The sequence below is a fragment of the Nocardioides sp. NPDC051685 genome (assembly GCF_044453405.1).
Classification (GTDB): domain Bacteria; phylum Actinomycetota; class Actinomycetes; order Propionibacteriales; family Nocardioidaceae; genus Nocardioides.
The window spans coordinates 143,019-163,472 of sequence record NZ_JBITCR010000011.1 but is presented as its reverse complement, the minus strand read 5'-3'; the positions used below and the strand labels follow the sequence as shown (position 1 = coordinate 163,472).

16 protein-coding genes and 1 rRNA gene are annotated in these 20,454 nt (G+C 69.8%); 5 read left to right on the top strand and 12 right to left on the bottom strand.

The window, feature by feature from the left end; genetic code table 11:
* The 3 genes from rrf to ACIA03_RS25175 form a co-directional block, all read left to right on the top strand.
* Positions 1-94 (top strand): 5S ribosomal RNA (gene rrf / locus ACIA03_RS25185); the annotation flags it as partial.
* A 186-nt stretch (positions 95-280) separates the two neighbouring features.
* Positions 281-1,324: a tetratricopeptide repeat protein gene (locus ACIA03_RS25180; protein WP_396987655.1), complete on the top strand. Its 1,044-nt coding sequence runs from the start codon at positions 281-283 to the stop codon at positions 1,322-1,324.
* Between the two features lie 246 nt (positions 1,325-1,570).
* The gene (locus ACIA03_RS25175) at positions 1,571-2,062 is read left to right on the top strand and encodes a DUF3145 domain-containing protein (RefSeq protein ID WP_396987665.1); all 492 of its coding nucleotides are present in this window, start codon (positions 1,571-1,573) and stop codon (positions 2,060-2,062) included.
* 122 nt (positions 2,063-2,184) lie between these two features.
* Here ACIA03_RS25175 and ACIA03_RS25170 read toward each other — a convergent pair whose 3' ends face one another.
* The 7 genes from ACIA03_RS25170 to aceE form a co-directional block, all read right to left on the bottom strand.
* Complete coding sequence (locus ACIA03_RS25170) at positions 2,185-3,624, bottom strand: acyl-CoA carboxylase subunit beta (RefSeq protein ID WP_396987663.1); 1,440 nt, start codon at positions 3,622-3,624, stop codon at positions 2,185-2,187.
* A gap of 5 nt (positions 3,625-3,629) precedes the next feature.
* Positions 3,630-4,898: a beta-ketoacyl-[acyl-carrier-protein] synthase family protein gene (locus ACIA03_RS25165; RefSeq protein ID WP_396987653.1), complete on the bottom strand. Its 1,269-nt coding sequence runs from the start codon at positions 4,896-4,898 to the stop codon at positions 3,630-3,632.
* Between the two features lie 90 nt (positions 4,899-4,988).
* The gene (locus ACIA03_RS25160) at positions 4,989-5,240 is read right to left on the bottom strand and encodes an acyl carrier protein (protein ID WP_008364250.1); all 252 of its coding nucleotides are present in this window, start codon (positions 5,238-5,240) and stop codon (positions 4,989-4,991) included.
* 52 nt (positions 5,241-5,292) lie between these two features.
* Positions 5,293-6,279, bottom strand: coding sequence for a beta-ketoacyl-ACP synthase III (locus ACIA03_RS25155; protein WP_396987651.1), 987 nt, complete (start codon positions 6,277-6,279; stop codon positions 5,293-5,295).
* Positions 6,276-7,466, bottom strand: a complete 1,191-nt coding sequence (locus ACIA03_RS25150) for an acyltransferase domain-containing protein (RefSeq protein WP_396987649.1) — start codon at positions 7,464-7,466, stop codon at positions 6,276-6,278. Before ACIA03_RS25150 ends, ACIA03_RS25155 begins: the two co-directional genes overlap by 4 nt.
* A gap of 103 nt (positions 7,467-7,569) precedes the next feature.
* Positions 7,570-8,757: a PucR family transcriptional regulator gene (locus ACIA03_RS25145; protein ID WP_396987647.1), complete on the bottom strand. Its 1,188-nt coding sequence runs from the start codon at positions 8,755-8,757 to the stop codon at positions 7,570-7,572.
* A 152-nt stretch (positions 8,758-8,909) separates the two neighbouring features.
* On the bottom strand, positions 8,910-11,711 hold the full coding sequence (aceE, locus tag ACIA03_RS25140) for a pyruvate dehydrogenase (acetyl-transferring), homodimeric type (RefSeq protein ID WP_396987645.1): 2,802 nt from the start codon (positions 11,709-11,711) through the stop codon (positions 8,910-8,912).
* Between the two features lie 123 nt (positions 11,712-11,834).
* On the opposite strand from aceE, the gene ACIA03_RS25135 reads away from it, so the two are divergent.
* Complete coding sequence (locus ACIA03_RS25135; RefSeq protein WP_396987643.1) at positions 11,835-12,728, top strand: carbohydrate kinase; 894 nt, start codon at positions 11,835-11,837, stop codon at positions 12,726-12,728.
* Here the strand turns inward: ACIA03_RS25135 and ACIA03_RS25130 are convergent.
* The 4 genes from ACIA03_RS25130 to ACIA03_RS25115 form a co-directional block, all read right to left on the bottom strand.
* Positions 12,725-13,288, bottom strand: coding sequence for an RNA polymerase sigma factor (locus ACIA03_RS25130; RefSeq protein WP_396987641.1), 564 nt, complete (start codon positions 13,286-13,288; stop codon positions 12,725-12,727). The two genes, ACIA03_RS25135 and ACIA03_RS25130, sit on opposite strands and share 4 nt — an antisense overlap.
* 2 nt (positions 13,289-13,290) lie before the next feature.
* Positions 13,291-13,743 carry a peroxiredoxin family protein gene (locus tag ACIA03_RS25125; RefSeq protein ID WP_396987639.1) on the bottom strand — a complete coding sequence of 151 codons (453 nt, stop codon included), beginning with the start codon at positions 13,741-13,743 and terminating at the stop codon, positions 13,291-13,293.
* 93 nt (positions 13,744-13,836) lie between these two features.
* Entirely contained in the window at positions 13,837-14,793 is a 957-nt protein-coding gene (locus ACIA03_RS25120) for an NAD(P)/FAD-dependent oxidoreductase (RefSeq protein ID WP_396987637.1), read from the bottom strand.
* Positions 14,790-15,914, bottom strand: a complete 1,125-nt coding sequence (locus ACIA03_RS25115) for a glutamate-cysteine ligase family protein (RefSeq protein ID WP_396987635.1) — start codon at positions 15,912-15,914, stop codon at positions 14,790-14,792. Before ACIA03_RS25115 ends, ACIA03_RS25120 begins: the two co-directional genes overlap by 4 nt.
* Positions 15,915-15,980: 66 nt before the next feature.
* Here ACIA03_RS25115 and ACIA03_RS25110 point away from each other — a divergent pair, with 66 nt between their 5' ends.
* Entirely contained in the window at positions 15,981-16,757 is a 777-nt protein-coding gene (locus tag ACIA03_RS25110; protein WP_396987633.1) for a siderophore-interacting protein, read from the top strand.
* 48 nt (positions 16,758-16,805) lie between these two features.
* Here ACIA03_RS25110 and ACIA03_RS25105 read toward each other — a convergent pair whose 3' ends face one another.
* Positions 16,806-20,447 carry a LamG-like jellyroll fold domain-containing protein gene (locus ACIA03_RS25105; protein WP_396987631.1) on the bottom strand — a complete coding sequence of 1,214 codons (3,642 nt, stop codon included), beginning with the start codon at positions 20,445-20,447 and terminating at the stop codon, positions 16,806-16,808.
* Positions 20,448-20,454: the final 7 nt, after the last annotated feature.

Below are 20,454 nucleotides of genomic sequence, written 5' to 3'. Positions count from 1 at the left end.
AATACCCGGTCCCATCCCGAACCCGGAAGTCAAGCCCTTCAGCGCCGATGGTACTGCAACCGAGAGGCTGTGGGAGAGTAGGACGCCGCCGGACAAAATTTCAGGTAGAGGCCGCCCTTTGGGCGGCCTCTACTGCTTTTACCGGCACTGATCTTGTCTACACAATGATCTGGGGATCTTTCGAAGTCGGCTGCCGAAGGCAGCAGTGAGGATGGCAGCTATGGCTGACGAGCGCCGTAGCAACAGAGGCGGTAAGCCCGCCGGACGCCCGGGGCGTCCGATGAGCTCAGGTTCATCATCCACCGGCGGCCGAGGCGGCCGACCGGGTGGCGGCGGCCGACCGGGTGCCGGTGCGGGCCGCAGCAGCGACCGGCGTGATGGCGGTGGCGGCCGCGGAGGCGAGCAGCGTCGTGACGGTGGCCGAGGTGGCGACGAGCGCCGCGACGGCAAGCCGTCGACCGGGCGTGGTGGCCCTCGCGCGAGCGGCCGCCCTGACGGCCCGAAGCGCTCCGACGGTCCGAAGCGCGGTGGCGGTAGCGACCGCAAGGGCAGTTACACCAAGGACCGCGGCGGCAAGCCCGGTGGCAGGCCGCCGCGTCGGTTCGACGAGCCGCGCGAGGAGCGTACGGCGGATCAGCGGGCCTACGACGGTCCGGAGCTGCCGGAAGAGGTGACCGGCAAGGAGCTGGACCGCGCAATCTCGGCTCAGCTGCGTGGCCTGCCGGAGAAGCTCGCGGCGCGTATCGCGCGTCACCTGGTTGCCGCAGACATGTTCATCGACTCCGACCCTGAGCTGGCCTACCAGCACGCCAAGGCCGCCAAGTCGCGTACGCAGCGCATCGCTGTCATTCGCGAGGCGCTGGGTGAGGCTGCGTACGCTGCCGGCCACTACTCCGAGGCGCTCGCCGAGCTGCGTGCGGCCAAGCGGATGAACGGGGCGACGGCCTATCTGCCGATCATGGCGGACTGCCACCGCGCACTCGGTCAGCCCGAGCAGGCGATCAAGCTGGCGCACAGCCCGTCCGTGGCTAACTTCGAGGCGCCGGCGAAGGCCGAGATGACGATCGTCGAGGCCGGCGCTCGGCGCGACATGAGTCAGTACGACGCTGCCCTGCGGATCCTCGAGCAGTCGCCGCTCAACAACAAGAGCCGGGAGGCCTGGGTGGTGCGGCTGCGCTACGCGTATGCCGACACGCTCCAGGACGCCGGCCGGGACAAGGACGCGCTGACCTGGTTCCACCGCACCTACGCGATCGACGCCGACGAGATCACCGACGCCGCGGCGCGCGCTGAGGTGCTCGAGAAGACGGTCGAGAGGGACTGAGAACCTCTTCGGTTCGTGCCGCCAGTGGCGATCGACAGTTGTGTCGGTCGCCACTGACCGTTTTGCTTCGATACTGGAGATCCTGGGCCTGGTAGGTAAGAATGGATCCCACAACTACATCCATGTGATCCACCGAAGTGTTTCCTTCACGCATGATCGAGCCCGCTGGGGAAGGCGTAGCTCGCGCCGCAACGAAGGAGATATTCGGTGACCACTCAGATCAAGGACCCGAGCGCCTCGCGTGGTATCGCCCGAGGCGTTGTGTTCGTGCATTCGGCCCCCTCCGCGCTCTGCCCTCACATCGAATGGGCAGTCGCGGGGGTTCTAGGTGTACCGGTGAACTTCGACTGGACGGCGCAGCCGGCCCAGGCCGGCACCTACCGAGCCGAGCTCTTCTGGTCCGGCGCGATCGGTTCCGCAGCGTCGATCGCCTCGGCGCTGAAGGGGTGGACGCACCTGCGTTTCGAGGTCACCGAGGACGCGACGTCGACCTCCGAGGGTGCCCGTTACTCCTTCACCCCGGACCTCGGCGTCTTCCACGCCGTCACCGGGATGCACGGGGACATCATGATCCCGGAGGACCGGCTCAAGGCCGCGGTCGTGAAGGCCGCGCTCGGCGATACCACCCTCGAGCTCGAGGTGGACAAGCTCCTCGGCAAGCCCTGGGACGACGAGCTGGAGACGTTCCGTCACGCGGGTGAGGGTGCGCCCGTCCGCTGGCTGCACCAGGTCGTCTGAGCGACCCTCGTCGGCCGCAGAGCACGGCCGAAACAACGCCGAGTCGGCGCGTTATAACGCGCCGACTCGGCGTTCTTTTCGGTCAGGATGCGCCGACTCGGCGAGGTTCTGGCCGCGATCGGTCAGAGTGGGATGTTGCCGTGAGCACCGCGGCGTACGCCGACGGTCTGGATCGCTTCCTCGAAGGCGGCGGCGATCGCGCTACGGGTGGCCGAGGGCTCGATGACCTCGTCCACGACGCCGATCTCGACGGCCTTGTCGACACCGCCGGCGAGACGCTCGTGCTCGGCCGCGAGCTCCGCCTCGACCTGAGGACGGAGGTCGGGGGCGACCTCGGCGAGCTTGCGGCGGTGCAGGATGCGGATGGCGGCGACCGGGCCCATGACCGCGACCTCGGCGCCCGGCCAGGCGAAGACCTTGGTCGCGCCGAGGGAGCGGGCGTTCATGGCGATGTAGGCGCCGCCGTAGGTCTTGCGGGTCACCAGGGTGACCCGGGGGACCACACACTCGCCGAAGGCGTGCAGGAGCTTTGCGCCGCGGCGTACGACGCCGTCCCACTCCTGGCCGACGCCCGGCAGGTAGCCGGGGACGTCGACGACGACGATCAGCGGGACGCCGAGAGCGTCGCAGAGACGTACGAACCGGGAGGCCTTCTCCGCGGAGAGGGAGTCGAGGCAGCCGCCGAGTCGCAGCGGGTTGTTGGCGACGACACCGACGGTGCGGCCGCCGAAGCGGCCGAGCGCGGTGACGATGTTGGGTGCCCAGCGGGCGTGCAGCTCCTGTGCGGTGCCTTCGTCGAGGATGTTCTCGACCAGGGGGTGCACGTCGTACGCGCGCTTCTTCGACTCGGGCAGCTGCTCGGCGAGGTCCTTGTCCTCCACGGCGGCGACGTCTAGGCCGCCCTGGGAGCCGAGGAGCGAGGTGACCGTGCGGGCCTTGTCGAGCGCCTCGCGCTCGGACTCGGTGAGGATGTGGACGACGCCGGAGCGGCGGCCGTGCGGCTCGGGACCACCGAGACGCAGCATGTCGACGTCCTCACCGGTGACGGAACGTACGACGTCGGGACCGGTCACGAAGATCCGGCCCTCGGGGCCGAGGATGACGACGTCGGTGAGGGCGGGACCGTACGCAGCGCCGCCGGCGGCGGGGCCGAGGACGACCGAGATCTGCGGGATCTTGCCGCTGGCCTGGGTCATGGCGTGGAAGATGCGGCCGACCGCGTGCAGGGAAAGCACGCCCTCGGCGAGCCGGGCGCCGCCGGAGTGCCACAGGCCGATGATCGGGACGCCATCGGTCATCGCACGGTGGTAGGCGTCGACGACCACGCGGCAGCCGAGATCCCCCATCGCACCGCCCATGACGGTGGCGTCCGAGCAGAAGCCGACCGCGCGGGTGCCGTCGATCTCGCCGACGGCGGCCAGCATGCCGGAGTCGTCGTCGGGGGAGATGAGCGCGACGGTGCCCTCGTCGAAGAGCGCCTGGAGCCGGGTGAGGGGATTACGTGGGTCCTGGTCGCGGGGCACCTTCTGCGCCTTCACGGGGGAAGGCGCAGAGGAGGTGATGGTCATCAGATGCTTCCGTAGATAACCGCGACATTCGCACCGCCGAAACCGAAGGAGTTGTTGAGGGCCGCGATGTCGCCGACCGGCAGGTCGCGTGCCTTGGTGGCGATGTCGAGCTCGACCGCGGGGTCGAGGTTGTCGAGGTTGATCGTCGGCGGCGACTGGCGGTGGTGGATCGCCAGGACGGTCGCGACGGTCTCGAGGGCTCCGGCACCGCCGAGCAGGTGGCCGGTCATCGACTTGGTCGAGGTGACCACGACGTTCTCGACGTGCTTGCCGAGGGTGGCGTGGAGCATCAGGCCCTCGGCGATGTCGCCCTGCGGGGTCGAGGTCGCGTGGGCGTTGACGTGGACGATCGTGCTCGGGTCGATGTCGCCGTCCTCGAGCGCGCGCTTGATGGCGCGGCTGCCGCCACGACCCTCCGGGTCGGGCTGGGCGATGTCGTGGGCGTCGGCGGTCACGCCGGCGCCGAGGACCTCGGCGTAGATCCGCGCGCCGCGGGCCTGGGCGTGCTCGAGCGTCTCGAGCACGACGATGCCGGCACCCTCACCGAGCACGAAGCCGTCGCGGGCGGTGTCCCAGGGGCGGCTGACCGCGGTCGGGTCGCCACCATCGGGGCCGGAGGCGGTCTTGGACAGGGCCATCATGTTGGCGAAGGCCGCCATGGGTAGCGGGTGGATCGCGGCCTCGGTGCCGCCGGCGAGCACGACGTCGGCGCGGCCGAGGCGGATCTGGTCGGCAGCCAGGGCGATCGCCTCGGAGCCGGAAGCACAGGCGGAGATCGGGGTCTGAGCCGCGGCGCGGGCGCCGTAGATCAGCGAGATGTTGGCTGCGGAGGCGTTGGCCATCAGCATCGGGACGGCCAGCGGGCTGACCCGTCGCGGCCCCTTGGCCAGCAGCGTGTCGTAGTTGTCGAGCAGGGTGGTGACGCCTCCGATACCGGTGGCGACAGCGACACCGAGACGCTCGCCGTCGAGGCCCGCCTCGGTCGCGGTGCCCTCGAAGCCGGCGTCCTTCCAGGCCTCGGCCGCGGCGATCACGGCGAACTGTGCGGAGCGGTCCAGGCGCCTGGCCTTGACCCTCTCCAGGACCTCGGACGGCTCGACGGCGACGCGGCCGGCGATGCGTACGGGAAGGTCCTGGGCCCACTCCTCGGTGAGCCCGCGGATGCCGGAGCGGCCGGCGATCAAGGCATCCCAGGTGGTGGCTACATCTCCGCCGACTGGGTTGGTGGTGCCCAATCCGGTGACGACGACTCGGGTGCGGCTGCTCATGTGGTCTCCGTGTGAGGTGTTGGCGCGTTGGTCAGGTGAAGCAGGTCCGGCGGCTCGGCCTGGGAGGGTTGGCCGAGCCGCCGGGGCGCGTCAGGCGTTCGCGGAAGCCTTCTCGATGAAGCTCACCGCGTCGCCGACAGTCTTGAGGTTCTTGACCTCCTCGTCGGGGATGGATACGCCGAACTTCTCCTCGGCAGCGACGACGACCTCGACCATGGACAGCGAGTCGACGTCGAGGTCATCGACGAAGGACTTGTCGAGCTGAACGTCGGCGACATCGATGCCGGCGACCTCGTTGACGATCTCGGCGAGGTCGGAGCGGATCTCTTCGGTGGTGGCCATGTGTGGTGCTTCCTCTCGGATTTGTGTGGTGAAACTCTGGGGTGGTGCGGGACTACGGAACGACGACGACCTGGGCGGCGTAGACCAGCCCGGCGCCGAACGCGATGAGCAGGGCGGTGTCGCCCGACTCAGCCTGACCCTCCTCGATCATCCGCTCCAAGGCAAGCGGGACCGAGGCGGCCGAGGTGTTGCCCATGGTCGCGATGTCGCGGGCGATCTTGACCGACTCCGGCAGCTTCATGGAGCGGGCCAGGGCGTCGACGATGCGCATGTTGGCCTGGTGCGGGACGAAGCAGTCGAGCTCGTCGGCGGTGATGCCCGCCTTGTCGAGCGCTTCCTGGCCGACCTTCGCCATCGCGTAGGAGGCCCAGCGGAAGACGGGGTTGCCCTGCATCGTCAGCCAGGGAGTCTCCTTGGCCTCGACCGCCTCGAACCAGTCGGGGGTCTGGATGTGGTCGGCCTTGTCGCCGGAGGAACCCCACACGACCGGGCCGATGCCGGGCTCCTCGCTCGGGCCCACGACCGCTGCGCCGGCGCCGTCGGCGAAGATGAAGGCGGTGCCGCGGTCGTGCGGGTTGGTGATGTCGGAGAGTCGCTCGACACCGATGACGAGTACGTGACGGGCACTGCCGCCGCGTACGAAGTCGTTGGCCATCGCGATGCCGTGGCAGAAGCCGGCGCAGGCGGCCGAGATGTCGAAGGCGGCGGGGTTGTCGGCGCCGAGCTCGTCGGCGATCAGCGCGGCGACCGCGGGGGTCTGGCGCATGTGGCTGACGGTCGCGACGATCACGCAGTCGATCTGGTCGATGCCGATCCCGGCGTGCTCGAGAGCCTTGCGGGACGCGGCGACCGACATCATCTGGACGGTCTCCTCATCGTTCGCCCAGCGGCGCTCGATGATGCCCGAGCGGGTGCGGATCCACTCGTCGGAGGAGTCGATCAGATCGACGATCTCGCTGTTGGGGACCACCCGGCTCGGGCGATAGCCGCCCACACCGAGGATGCGGGCGTACGGGGAACCTGTCGGGGCTGAGATCACGAGTGCTGGACTCCTGTCGGGTGCAGACGCAGCAGCGGCTGACCGGGGGAAACGAGGTCGCCGTCCTCGACGAGCCACTCGATGACCTCGCCGCCGTGGGCGGAGGTGATCGCGATCGTGTCGCGGAGGCTGGCGATGGCGCCGATCTCGGCGCCAGCCGGGAGCACGTCGAGCCCGGAGACCGGCTCGGCCAGCTTGAACGTGCCCTTTGCGGGAGCGACGACCATGCGCCACGTCGGCGTGGTCTCGATGGGGTTGACCTCGCCGTGCTTCTCGACGAACGCGCGGGCGTCCTCGAGCTGGTCGGGAGTCTTCAGGGCGAAGGTCTCGACGCCCTTGAGGGCGCGCTTGGCGATCCCGGTCAGGGTGCCGGCCGGCGGCATCTCCAGGATGCCGGTCACGCCGATGTCGGACATGGTCTCGAGGCAGAGGTCCCAGCGCACGGGGTTGGCGATCTGGCCGACGATCCGGTCCAGGGCCTCGGCACCGTCGTGGACGATCTGGCCGTCCTTGTTGCTGATCAGGCGCGTACGCGGGTCGTGGGTCGAGACGCTCTGGGCCAGCCGGGCGAGGTGGCCCACGGCGGGCTCCATGTGCTTGGTGTGGAAGGCGCCGGCCACGCTCAGCGGCATCAGCCGGGCCTTGGCGGGCGGCTCGGCGGCGAAGGCCTCGAGCTGCTCGAGCGTGCCCGCGGCGACGATCTGGCCGGGGCCGTTGTCGTTGGCGGGGGTCAGGCCGTGCTTCTCGATCGCGGCCAGCACCTCCTCGCGGTCTCCGCCGAGGACCGCGGTCATGCCGGTCGGCGTCTTCGCGGCGGCCTCGGCCATGGCCTTGCCGCGCTCGCGCACGAGCACCATCGCCTGCTCGGCACTGATCGCGCGTGCGCCCGCGGCGGCGGTGATCTCACCGACGCTGTGGCCGGCGACGGCGCCGATCTTCGCGAAGGCGTCCGCGGGCTGCGGGAAGAGCTGCAGCGCCGCGACGAGACCCGTGGCGACCAGCAGGGGCTGGGCGATCTGGGTGGCGCGGATGGTCTCTGCGTCGGCATTGGTGCCGTATTCGATCAGGTCGATGCCTGCGACGGTCGAGAGCCACTCCATACGGGCGGCAAAAGCGGGGTCCTCCAGCCATGGGGTGAGGAATCCTGGTGTCTGAGCACCTTGTCCTGGGGCGACAATGACGAGCACGCAACGATAGTCCCGTCTGAAGGGGTGTCGGATCACCTTCAGCGGCGACGAAGATCAGTCAGACAACCTTGTATAGGTCCTACAAAGCGCGCTGATGCCAGGGTCAGTGGTCCTGTTGCCGGCCGAGGATCAGGGCGACCTGCAGGGCGAGAGCGTCACGGGAATCGGTCGGGGTGAACCCGGTGAGCTCGGCGACCTGCTTGAGCCGGTAGCGCACCGTGTTGGGGTGCACGAACAGGGTGCGACCGGTGGCCTCGAGGCCGCCTCCGGCGGCGAAGTACGCAGCCAGCGTCTCGATCAGGGTGCTGCGGGCCTCCACCAACGGCCGGTAGAGATGCTCGATCAGATAGCGTCGGGCCCAGCCGTCGCCGGCCAGGGCACGTTCGGGCAGGAACGACTGGCTGCGTGCCGGGCGAGGTGCGTCGGGCCAGCCGGGCGCGGCCCGGTAGGCCGAGAGCGCGGCCCGTGCGGACTCGGCGGCGGTGGCCAGGCCCGCCGCCATCGGTCCGACCACGACGGGCCCGTCGGCGAAGAGGTCGGCGATGCGCTCGGCGGCCTCGAGCGGGTCCTCGATACCCCCGAGCAGGGCGACGAGGCGGTCACCCTGGACCGCGCACAAGGTGTGCATGTCGTGGGCGCGGGCGCGGCGGCGTACCTCCTCCAAGGCGGCGTCCAGGCCGACGCCCTCAGGGGCGTGGCCGAGCACCGCACACAGCTGCAGGTCGGCGTCCCAGCCGAGCGCACTGGCCCGGGAGAGCACGACCTCGTCGGTCTCGGCACGCAGGACCGCGTCGACCACGAGGGCCTCGAGCCGGGCATCCCAGGCGCCGCGCTGCTCGGCCGCGCGGGCGTAGACCTCGGCGGTGGCGAAGGCGACCTCGCGGGCATAGCGACCGATCGCCTTGTGTACGTCGGCGGCGTCCTCGGGGTCGAGGAGGTGGTCGATGTTGGCCTCGACCACCTCGATGGAGAGGCGCACGAGGTCGACGGTCTGCTGGAGGGTGATGATGCCGGTCAGCGCGCGGGGGGCGACGCCGAACATCGATGCGGCCAGGTCGGGCTTGGCGGTGTCGGCGGCGGCGCCACCGGCGTACCAGCCGACGAACTCCTTGATGCCGGCCTGGACGATCAGGCCGACCAGGGAGCGGTTCTTCGCGGAGAGGTCCTTGAACCACGGCATCGCGTCATCCATACGCGACGTGGCGGCCGTCGCCAGTCGCCCGGTCGCGCGCCGCAGCGCCTGCGCGGTGCGCTGGCGGGTAGGAGGAATTACTGCGGTCACGTTGTCCATTCTTGCGCTTAGTACATCTCAAGACATGCCGAGTCGGCGCATCCGACCCCTCTGGCTCGCTTCGCTTCGCCAGACACGGGGTCAGATGCGCCGACTCGGCGCCACGAGTTTGCCAGACACGGGGTCAGATGCGCCGACTCGGCGCCACGAGTTCAGGCGTCGCCGCCCTCCTGCATGATGCCCTTCGTCGCGGTCGGGTCGTCGATGCGGTAGGTGTCGAAGGCCTTCTTCACCAGCGCGGCGTCGATCTCGCCGGCCTCGGCCAGGGCCTGGAGGGCCTGGACGACGACGGACTGGGCGTCGATCTGGAAGAAGCGACGCGCGGCCGGGCGGGTGTCGGCGAAGCCGAACCCGTCGGCACCGAGGACGCGGTAGTCGTCCGGCACCCAGCGGGCGATCTGCAGCGGGACGGCCCGCATGTAGTCGGAGACCGCGATGACGGGGCCGTTGGACGCCGAGAGCTTCTCGGTGACGTACGGCGTGCGCGGGGTCTCGCCCGGGTGGTTGAGGCTCCACTGCTCGGCGTCGATGGCGTCGCGGGCGAGCTCGTTCCACGAGGTGACCGACCAGGTGTCGGCGTTGACGCCCCAGTCCTCCTTGAGGATGCGGGCGGCCTCCTCGACCCACGGGAACCCGACGCCGGAGGCCAGCAGGCGGACCTTCGGGCCCTCGCCCTCGGCGGTCGAGACCTGGTGGATGCCCTTCAGGATCCCCTCGAGGTCGACGTTCTCGGGCTCCTTGGGCTGGCTGACCGGCTCGTTGTAGACGGTCAGGTAGAAGATGACGTCCTCGCCGTGCGGGTGCTCCTCGGTCGAGCCGTACATCCGCTCGAGGCCGCTCTGCATGATGTGGGAGACCTCGTAGGCGAACGCCGGGTCGTAGTGCACGACCGCCGGGTTGGTCGCCGCCAGCAGCGGGGAGTGACCGTCGGCGTGCTGGAGACCCTCACCGGTCAGCGTGGTGCGACCGGCGGTGGCGCCGACGAGGAAGCCGCGGCCCATCATGTCGGCCATCGCCCAGATGGAGTCGCCCGTGCGCTGGAACCCGAACATCGAGTAGAAGATGTAGAACGGGATCATCGGCTCGCCGTGGGTGGCGTACGCCGTGCCGGCAGCGGTCGCCGAAGCCAGCGCCCCCGCCTCGGAGATGCCCTCGTGCAGGAGCTGGCCCTGAGCGGACTCCTTGTAGGAGAGCAACAACTTACGGTCGACGCTCTCGTACTGCTGGCCGCCCGGGTTGTAGACCTTCGCGCTCGGGAACATCGCGTCCATGCCGAAGGTGCGGTACTCGTCGGGCGCGATCGGGACGATCCGCTTGCCGATCTCCGGGTCCCGCATCCAGTCCTTGAGGAGCCGGACGGTGGCCATCGTGGAGGCGATCTTGTTCTTGCCGGAGCCCTGCTTGAGCTCGGCGTAGACCTTCTCGCCCGGCAGGGTGAGCGGCTTGAACTCGACCCGGCGCTGGGGGAGCGGGCCACCGAGCTGCTTGCGGCGCTCCATCATGTATTCGATCTCGGCCGACTCCGGACCCGGGTTGAAGAACGGCGCCGCGCCGGTCTGCTCGTAGGTCGCCTCGAGCTCCTTGTCGGAGATCGGCAGGAGCAGGCGGTCGCGGAACTTCTTCAGGTCCGCCATGGTCAGCTTCTTCATCTGGTGGGTGGCGTTCTTGCCCTCCAGAGCGTCGATCGTCCAACCCTTGATGGTGTGGGCGAGGATGACGGTCGGCTGTCCGACGGTCTTGGTGGCCGCGTCGAAGGCCGCGTAGACCTTGCGGTAGTCGTGGCCGCCGCGGGGGAGCTTGCGGATCTGCTCGTCGCTCATCTGCTCGACCATCTTGCGCAGGCGCGGGTCGGAGCCGAAGAAGTTCTCCCGGACGTAGGCACCGGTCTCGACCGAGTAGGTCTGGAACTGGCCGTCAGGGGTGGAGTTCATCTTGTTGACCAGGACGCCGTCGACGTCCTTGGCGAGCAGCTGGTCCCACTCGCGGCCCCAGATGACCTTGATGACGTTCCAGCCGGCGCCGCGGAAGTTGGACTCCAGCTCCTGGATGACCTTGCCGTTGCCGGTCACCGGGCCGTCGAGCTGCTGCAGGTTGCAGTTGATGACCCAGACCAGGTTGTCGAGCTCCTCGCGGGCGGCGACGCGGATGGCGCCGAGCGACTCGGGCTCACCCATCTCGCCGTCGCCGAGGAAGGCCCACACGCGCTGGTCGGAGGTGTCCTTGATGCCACGGTTCTGCAGGTAGCGGTTGAATCGCGCCTGGTAGATCGAGTTGATCCCGGTCAGGCCCATCGAGACCGTCGGGAACTCCCAGAAGTCGGGCATGAGGCGCGGGTGCGGGTAGGAGGAGAGGCCGTTGTGCAGGCCGTGCTGCACCTCCTGGCGGAAGCGGAAGAGCTGCTCCTCGTTGAGCCGCCCCTCGAGGAACGCACGCGCGTAGATGCCGGGGGAGGCGTGGCCCTGGATGAAGACCTGGTCACCGCCGCCGGGGTGGTCCTTGCCGCGGAAGAAGTGGTTGAAGCCGACCTCGTAGAGGCTCGCGGAGGACTGGTAGGTGGCGATGTGGCCGCCCACCTCGAGGCCCTTGCGGTTGGCGGAGGAGACCATGACGGCGGCGTTCCAGCGGATGAAGGCACGGATGCGTCGTTCGATGTCCTCATCGCCCGGGAACCACGGCTCGCGGTCGGAGGGGATGGTGTTGATGTAGTCGGTGCTTCGCAGGGCGGGGACGCCGACGGACTGCTCGCGGGCGCGCTCCAGAAGACGCAGCATGACGTAGCGGGCCCGCTCGCGCCCGCTCGACTCGAGCATCGCGTCGAACGAGCCGAGCCACTCACTGGTCTCTTCGGGATCGATGTCCGGAAGCTGGGTCGGTAGACCCTCGTGGATTACGGTCGGCTGGGCGGGGGTAGGGCCCTGCGGACCACCAGTCGTCTCGGTGGATTCTTCGGTCACATCCTCAATGGTCGCACGCGGTCGCGAGCGGTTGCCCACCCGCGGTGGGTTACTGGACAGTAGGCGGTTTCTGCTGGTCAACCCCAAAAATTCGTTCGTACGCCGAGTTGCTAATCTGCCGCCGTGACCAGCCTGGATCGTGACAATGCCGCTGCCGACGTTTTGGTGGTAGGTGAAGCACTGGTCGACGTGGTCACCACGTCCGACGGCGTGACCCAGGACCATCCCGGCGGGAGCGGCGCCAACGTCGCCGTCGCGCTGGGCCGGCTCGGCCGCCCGGTCCGCTACGCGGCCTCCTACGCCGACGACGCCCGTGGGCAGGCGCTGGCCGCGCACCTGGCCGGCTCCGGGGTCCGGATGGCGTGCGACCCGCACGTGCTGGCCCGGACCTCGACCGCGCAGGCCACCATCACGGCCGACGGGTCGGCGACGTACGTCTTCGACGTGGAGTGGAAGCTCGGCGAGGTCGCGGTGGGGACGCCGCGCTTCGTCCACGTCGGCTCGCTCGCACCGGTGCTCTCGCCCGGTGCCGAGTCGGTCTTCGCGCTGCTCGACGGGCTTCCGGACTCCGTGCGGGTCATCTACGACATCAACATGCGGCCCACCCTGACCGGAACCGGCCAGGAGGTCGTCTCGCGGATCGAGAAGGCGGCGGCGTACGCCGATGTGGTCAAGGCCAGCGACGAGGACCTGGACACCCTCTACCCCGGGATCGGGCTCGACAAGGCGGCCGCGCGGCTGCTCGAGCTCGGCGCCGGAGCGGTCGCGGTGACCCGCGGCGGCGACGGAGCCAGCTGGATCACCGCGAGCGAGCGGATCGACGTCGAGGCCCAGAAGGTGACGGTCGTCGACACCATCGGTGCCGGTGACACCTTCTCCGCCGGCCTCGTCGACGCGCTCTGGGACGACTTCGGGCGCGACCGGCGAGAGGTGCTCGCGCACGGCGTCCGGGCCGCCGCGGTCACCGTCTCGCGCGCCGGCGCCAACCCGCCGACCCGGGCCGAGCTGAGCAGCTAGGCAGGGCTGTCGAGCCCGGCCCGGAGCGCTGCTCGGGCGCGGTGCAGTCGTGACTTCATCGCGGGCAGGCTCAGGCCGAGGTGCTTCGCGACCGTACTGCCGCTGTAGCCGTGCACGTCGCGCAGCAGCAACACCTGCCGTTGGTCGGGCGGAAGCTCCGCGATGGCCGCGGAGACAAGCGAAGCCTCGATTCCCGCCAGGGCGGCCTCCTCCGCCGACGAGCTCGCTCGAAGGGGCAGATCGGTCACCTCGGCGAGAACGTGCCTCCTGCTGATGGTCCAGCGACGCACGCACTCGTTGCGCACGATCGTGAACATCCACGACGCCAGCGCTGCGGTCGCTCGCAGCGTCCCGACCTTGCGATAGAGGATGACCAGCGCCTCCTGCGTCGCATCCTCTGCGTCCTGCTCGCTCATGCACAGCGACGCGGCGAACCGCCGCACGTGCGGGTGGGCCCCCTCGATGAGCACCGAGATCGCGGCCGCGTCGCCGGCCTGCGCCGACCGGACGACGGCCGTGTCGGGCCACGCCGTCCGGGGATCCGTCTGCTGGTTCGCCATGGTCACCCCGCTCGCTGAGGCAGGGCGTCGAGCGCCGCGAGCGCGTCGCGGTGACGGTATCCGCCGGTGGGCATGGTGACGATGTCCGCGTACGTGACCCGGCCGGTGGCGTCCACGACGACGGTTCCGGACTGCATCATCGAGCCGAGCAGGCGGCGGGCGAGGCCGAGGCCACCATGGAGGCCGGGGACGACGGGGAACGAGATCTGCCGCCGGTCCACCCAGGCCTGGGCCACGGTGGCTTCCTCGGGGACGGCGATCAGGACCCGAACGCCTCGGTCGCGGAAGTCCTGTGCGTTGGAGGTGATGGTGCGTACGTGGGCGTTGCACATCATGCAGGTCGTGGTTCGCATGAAGTAGATGAGCGTGCCTCGGCCTTCACCGAGGAGATCGGCCGCCGTGCCGTCGCTCAGCCGCACGGAGGTGTCCTCGATCGTGCTTCCTACCTCGATCACGTGTGTTCCTCTCTGTTCTGCCCGCGGCGCGGGCTGTCACAGACAGGAGTGGTCCAGCGGGCAAAAGGATTCATCTCGGCCGCCGGCCGGCCATCAGCCGGCCTCCAGCGCGAGCCGGTCGGCGAGCGTACGTCCCAGCCAGGCCGCGGAGCGGATGGCGCTGCCGCAGTTGGCGACGAGGACGCCCGGGCTGGGCTCGTCGAGCACCAGCGTCTTCTGCGCGGTGTCGACGCCCCAGAGGATGTCGTCGACGCGGGCATCGCGGAGCCAGGGGAGGGTCGCGGCGAGCCCGCTGTCGAGGATCTCCTTCCAGTGGTCGACGGGGCCTGAGGTGTCCTCGTCCTCGACGATGTCCTCCTGGCCGACGAGGACTCTCAGGTCGCCGTCGATGAGCTTCACGAAGACGTAGCCGAAGCCGTCTCCGACCGGCACGATCGTGTGGGGCAGCAGCTCACGTTCGGGCGGGACCGGGAGGTCGAGCACGAACAGCTGACGCTTCTCGGGCTCCGCGCTGACCTGTGGGAACACCGAGGAGTTCGCCGCGCCCATCGCGCCGAGGACACGGCCGGCGCGGATCGCGCCGCGGGAGGTCTCGACCACGTGACCGCTGCCGTCGGGGCGTACGCCGGTGACGAGCGCGTCCACGAACGTCGCGCCCGCTTCCTGCGCCTGGTCGCGGAGCATTCCGACCAGCCCGGTCGCGGAGACGTTGAGCGCGGGGATGTGCTCACCGGTGTGCAGCAGGTGGTAGGTGTTCTCGATCATGTCCAGCTCCGCGCCGTCCGCGGCGCTGCGGATGAACTGCTCGGTGTGGGTCGTCATCTCCCGCTTGACCGGGTCGGGCCACGTCCACCGGATGCTGCCGCCCGCATAGCGGTAGGTCGCGACATGGGCGGGGTCGTCGGCGGGGTCGTGGTCGATGAGGACCACCCGCAGGTCGGGCCGGGCCAGGAACGTGGCCGTCGCGGCGCCGATCGGGCCTGCTCCGCAGATCGCCACGTCGGCCTCTGCGAGAAGTTCAGCGGTCAGGTCGGCGGGCAGATCAGTCAACGAAGTCCTTCCGGGTGGTACATCAGGCCGGTGCGCGAATATGCGTCCAGAAGGCTATCGGCTGGGGTCCGTTCCTCGCTGAGCAACTGGTCCAGACCATCGAGGTGGCCGGCTTCGTGCCGCAGACCAGCACGTTCGGCGAGCGCCCGGCGGGCAGCCGCGAGCACCTGACGGGCGCCGGCGGCGATCTCCGGGTCGGTGAACGCCGCGGTCGCGGCCCGCTGGTGGCGGTCGCGATCGGGCCGGTCGGCGAGCCCGGGGAGGTCGTCGGCGAGGCAGACGCCGAGTGTGAGGGCAGCGCCGGCGAGCAGCAGGTCGCGGGAGAGGAAGGCGTCGAAGGCCTTGAACTCGATGCGTCCCTCCTCGCGCGGGATCCGCGGCGGGTGGACCATGGTGGGCTCCGCGCCCGCGGGCGGGTCGACGAAGCAGCGCGCCGCCACCCGGCGCCAGGTGCGCTCGTAGGTGCGCTTGCTGGGTCCGCGCCAGACCTGCCCGGCGTGGAAGGGCGAGCTGAAGCTGAACGGCACCATGAACGGGCTGTAGTAGGTCAGCCGGCGGGTCACCTCGACGACCTGTTCCGCGGAGAGCCCGGGGAAGGAGAGGTTGATGTCGGGGCCGTAGCTCAGGTTGGAGACCTCGGCATGGTCGTACTCACGATGCTCGGCCCGCATCTGCCGCTCCCACTCGTTGAGCGGCGGGTCGAGGACGTATGCCTCGCGGACCGGGTTGAAGCCGACGAGACCCAGGCGCAGGCCGAGGGGCTCGAGACGCTTGGAGATGTCGCCCTCCAGCTCGACGAGCCGGTCGGCGGCCTCGGAGGTGCTCGAGCAGATCGGGGTGCGGATCTCCACGCCCTTGACGAGCATCGTCGTGAACGTGCCGTCGGCGTCGAACCGCTCGTCGCCCTCGAGGTACCAGTAGCCGCTCTTGATGCCGAGATCGCCACGGACGAGGCCGTCGTCGGTGGTGCCGGAGCCGTCGGCGAGGGCACGTTGAAGGGCGTCGAAGTCGAGGTCCCCGAAGTCGTGGAAGGTGCCCACGTCGCGAATCGCACCCGCGCCTACGTCGGGTGACTCCGTCACCAGGGCATACTCGAACTCGAACCCGGCGGAGTAGAGCACGGCGCAACTCTAGGGCAGTTCGAGGGCCGCATCCGCATTTCTCGGAAATTAGGTTAGGCTCCCCTCATGTTTCGCGCGGTGAAGCCGGAATCCAAGCCGGAGACGCGGGTCGTGGTCACCTCGACCCGGCGGCTCAGTGCTGGGATGACCCGCGTCCACTTCCGCGCCGAGGACCTGTCCGCGTTCGAGGGCAGCGTGTGCACCGACCGGTTCGTGCGCCTGGAGATCCCGGTCGGCGACGGCTCCACCGTCTGCCGCACCTACACCGCGCTGGACCCCTCCGTCGCCGAGGGGACCTTGGCCGTCGACTTCGTCCACCACGGCGACGAGGGCGTCGCCGGCCGGTGGGCGGCCACCGCCGGCCCGGGTGACCTGCTCACCGTGCGAGGGCCCGGTGGGACGTACGCTCCGGACCCGGCGGCCGACTGGCACCTGCTCGTCGGCGACGAGTCCGGTCTGCCCGCGATCCGGGCAGCGCTGGCGGCGCTGCCGGCCGACGCCGTCGGCTATGCCGTGATCGAGGTGCCCTCCGCGGAGCATCTCCAGCAGGTCGAGGCGCCGGCCGGGGTCGAGGTGCGCTGGCTGGACGCCACCGTCGACCCGCCTCTGGAGGCCGTCGTCCGCGAGCTGCCCTGGCTGCTCGGCCGGGTGCACGCCTTCGTGCACGGCGAGGCCGAGGTCACCATGCAGCGGATCCGTCCCTACCTGCTGCGCGACCGAGGTGTGCCGCGCGGAGACCTGTCGATCTCCGGCTACTGGCGCCGGGGGAACAACGAGGACAGCTTCCGGGTGTGGAAGCGCGGACAGGTCGTCGACCGGCAGGCTGCGTACGTAGCGCACTGACCTGCAGGCCCTGCGACCGTCCACGTGGGGCGGCCGCAGGGACCATGCTCAGTCCGCGGCCAGCGGCGTCACCGTCATCCGGTCGAGGTTCGGCGCCCACGGCGACCGAAGGCCCAGCTCCGGATAGCGGTCGGAGATGTAGGTGTCACCGTTCCAGTCCGGCAGCTCCTCCGAGCGGAACGACAGCGTGTTCTCGCCGGCCGTCAGCTCTGCGTAGAACGTCATCGTCCAGAAGCTGTCGTCGTGGAAGCTGTGCGGGAACCAGATCCGTCGAGCCTCGCCGCCGTTGACGCTGACGTCGGCGTGCCGCGCCAGCGGGTCCGGGTTGTAGTGCGATGCAGGCGACTGTTCACCGTTGGCGTAGCGCACCGTGATCGCGTACGTCCCGGCCCGAGGAGCCGTGGTGGTCAGCGTCAGCGTGTTGTCGTTGCCCGGGGCGCCGCCGACACCGGTGACCGCCTTGCCGCCGTCGGCGAACGGGTAGGAGGCGACCTCCGCGGAGCCCGTGAGCCCGCCGTCCTCGGCCTGGGTGGTCACCGACGTCAGTGCGCCCGCCGACGGGCCGACGCGGAGGCGGTCGACGAGCAGCTGGCCCTGTTCGGCGGTCAGGGTGATCTTGTTGATGCCGCCTGAGAGGAAGACGTCGCGCGATCCAGACCGAGGAACGACCCCGAGGTTCTGTCCGTTCAGCGCGAGCCGGACGCGCCCGGATCCGACGGTGTCGAACCGGAGGCGGTGCTCGCCGTCGTCGGGGGAGTAGACCCAGAACGTCGCGGTCCCTCGGGCGAGGTTCACGGCGCCGGAGCCGGACGACCCCGGCGTCGAGTAGTCGGCCCGCGCGCCGTCGCTGAGCGTCGCGTTCTCCCCCTCGTAGACGCGGTCGGCCGCGGCCGGGTTGGGCAGGGAGAGGTCGAGCTTGTCGATGATCGCATCACCGCGGGTTCGCTTCGTCCCGTCCAGGCTCCGGGCCGCGATCGTGATCGTGTGCTTGCCGGCGGTGAGGTCGACCGTGGTGTCGGCGTGGTCCCACACGACCCACTTGTAGCCGAGCGGCAGACGGATCTCCTGCTCCTGCTTGCCGTCGACGGTGATGAACGCGTTGGTCGGCCCCTGCTCCTTGACCAGGCCGTAGGTGTTCAGCGAGTTCGCGAAGACGCTCAGGTCGTAGGTCCCGTCCTTCGGGACGTCCACGGCGAAGTTCAGCCGCACGTCGGAGTCGGTGCGGATGCCACCCACGTTGTAGGAGCCCGAGGTGTAGAAACCGCTCAGGTTGGAGGGGCTGCCCTCGGGGCCGTTGCGGGAGTAGCCCGACCCCGTGTGCGCGGCGGCCTCGGCCTCGTACGTGGCCTCCCAGGTCTGGGGCGGCACCGCGGTCGCGGTCGCGTTGGCGCCAGGGGTGACGATGATCTGGTAGGCGGACTCGGCCGAGAGCGCGGGCATGCCGTCCCTGCCGAACCAGAACCCGACGCCGCCGTCGCTGACCGGAAGGATCATCTCGGCGACCTCGGCCGGGCCACGGTTGTCGCCGAGCTGACCCGACCAACCGATCTCCTTGATCGCGACATGGACGCTGGACCCGAACGTCTCCGGGTCGACGCCGGCGAGGTCGACGTACGACTCCCCGGCGCCGCCGCCGATGATCGCCTCCGCCCGGCGCCGGTCGCGGTCGAGGGTCGCGACGCCCTGCAGCGTGTAGCTCTGGTTCGGCCGGGGCGGGGTCAGCTTCACCGTCTTCCCGGTCATCTGGGCGTACGCGTGCAGCAGCCACCACTGCCCGTTGGCCTTGTTGGCCTCGACGGCGGAGTCGGACAGGTTGCCGTCGATGTTCCAGTAGGCGATGTCGCCGTCGACCTTGCTGTCCTCGAGCGCCGAGATCCACTGGATCATCTGGCCCGGGACGGAGGTGTGGTAGTTGAAGGCGTACTCGTTGATGTTGATCGGCAGATGCTTGCCTGCGTACGGCGTGCCCTGGTAGATCGTGTCCTCCCAGCCGCGGAACCTCGCCACGCTGGTCCGGATGGAGGCGGGGTTGCTCAGCTCGTGCCAGGTGATCACGTCCGGCATCGTGCCGTTGGCCAGCGCGTGCTTCATGAAGCCCTGCACCTGGTTGTAGAGGATGCTCGTGTTCGGGCCGGCGATCCGGGCATCGGGGAGCTCGCTCCTGATGAGGGCGTGGACCTCGTCCCAGGCCTTGAAGTAGTACTGCGGGTCGTCGAGCCAGCTGATCTTGTTGTAGCTCCACCTGCCGGTCCCGAACATGTTGCCCTCGGGCTCGTTGAAGGGCACGAAGACGACGTGGCTGCGGTAGCGCTCCGGCAGTGCCTGGACCTGCTCGACCTGGCTCCGGATCTTGGCCTTGAAGTCATCGAGCCTGGCCTGCGGGGTGTCGCCCGGCCACTCGTAGGGGAACCCACGGTAGATGTCGGTCATGTAGATGTAGACGTCACCGCCCGAGCCGTCCACCAGCGGCTCGAGCACCTCGAGGGCGTCGGCGCCCGGGTGCTGCGGACCGTCCTGGGCCTTGGTCGACACCGTACGCAGGTTGATCCCGTCGATGAGGTTGCTCGAGGGGAGATCCTTGCCGTAGACGCCGTAGAGCGTGCCGGACGCACCGCCCATCACGTCGCCGGTGGGCTTGGCCAGATCGATGTCGACCTGGTTCGGGTAGCGGACGGTCACCTCGGCCGAGACCGCGCGCCCGGCCGCGGTGCCGGCCACGGTGAACGAGCCACGCTTCGCGTACTGCTCAGGGGCGACGTCGTCCCAGATGATCGGTACGTCGCGGTCGTAGCCGTCGCTGAAGGTGGCCCGCACCGCGGCCGGCAGGCGAGGCTCCTTGCCCACGTCGGTGGTGACCTCGAACACGGTCCTGGTCGGCTCCACGACCGTGGGTGGGGTGGCACCGGTGGCCTGGACGAGCTGCTCCGGGGTGAGCGCGGTCCCGTAGACCGCGACGTCGTCGAGCGACCCGCCGAACAGGTTGTCGGCGGCGTACATCGACCGGCCGAGGAACCCGCTCGTGGATGCGCCCTCGACGAGGTCGGAGGCGGTGATGTTGGTGGTGGCGACCGAGACGGCCGCGCCGTCGAGGTAGGTGGTGAGCCGGTCCGACTCGGTGTCCAGGGTGACCGCGACGGTGTGCCAGGACTTCTCCGGGAGCGGGGCGTAGCCCGAGTTGGTCGTCTCGACGCCGGTCCCCGCCACGGCCGCCGTACGCAGCACCGACCCGTTCGACGGCGTCAGGAACAGGTAGCGGCTGGTGTCCTTGCCCAGGTCGAAGACCCGCTGCCAGGGCCCTCCGCCCCCGTCCCAGCTCACTCGTGCGGTGACGGTGAGATCCGAGCGTCCTGCCAGGACACCCTTGGGCAGGGTGATGTAGGCGCCATCCGACGAGCGCGGCCCGCCGGGCAGGTGCAGGGCCTGGCCGCCACCGTCACCGTCACCCGGCACGGTGGTGGCGGTGCGGCCGTTGATCAGGGTGCCGTCGAGCCCGTTGCCGGAGTCGTCGGTGACCGTCCCGGTGGCCGGATCGCCCTCAAAGGCGTAGTGGACCACCGGGTCGGGCACGGCGACCTCCGCGGCGCCGGCGCCCGGGATCGAACCGGGTGCGGCCAGCGCGATGGCGGCCGCCGCGGCCGCCGCGGCGGCAGCGGCCGTCCGGGTCGGTGGGGATGGGAAGGGTGATCTCATCGGTAGC

What these genes read in the sequence shown, in the direction of transcription:
- ACIA03_RS25180 (WP_396987655.1), top strand. Translation starts at nt 281, where the DNA reads ATGAGCTCAGGTTCATCATCCACCGGCGGCCGAGGCGGCCGACCGGGT.
- ACIA03_RS25165 (WP_396987653.1), bottom strand. Translation starts at nt 4,898, where the DNA reads ATGAGCAGCCGCACCCGAGTCGTCGTCACCGGATTGGGCACCACCAAC.
- ACIA03_RS25160 (WP_008364250.1), bottom strand. Translation starts at nt 5,240, where the DNA reads ATGGCCACCACCGAAGAGATCCGCTCCGACCTCGCCGAGATCGTCAAC.
- ACIA03_RS25145 (WP_396987647.1), bottom strand. Translation starts at nt 8,757, where the DNA reads ATGGACAACGTGACCGCAGTAATTCCTCCTACCCGCCAGCGCACCGCG.
- ACIA03_RS25130 (WP_396987641.1), bottom strand. Translation starts at nt 13,288, where the DNA reads ATGGCGAACCAGCAGACGGATCCCCGGACGGCGTGGCCCGACACGGCC.
- ACIA03_RS25110 (WP_396987633.1), top strand. Translation starts at nt 15,981, where the DNA reads ATGTTTCGCGCGGTGAAGCCGGAATCCAAGCCGGAGACGCGGGTCGTG.
- ACIA03_RS25105 (WP_396987631.1), bottom strand. Translation starts at nt 20,447, where the DNA reads ATGAGATCACCCTTCCCATCCCCACCGACCCGGACGGCCGCTGCCGCC.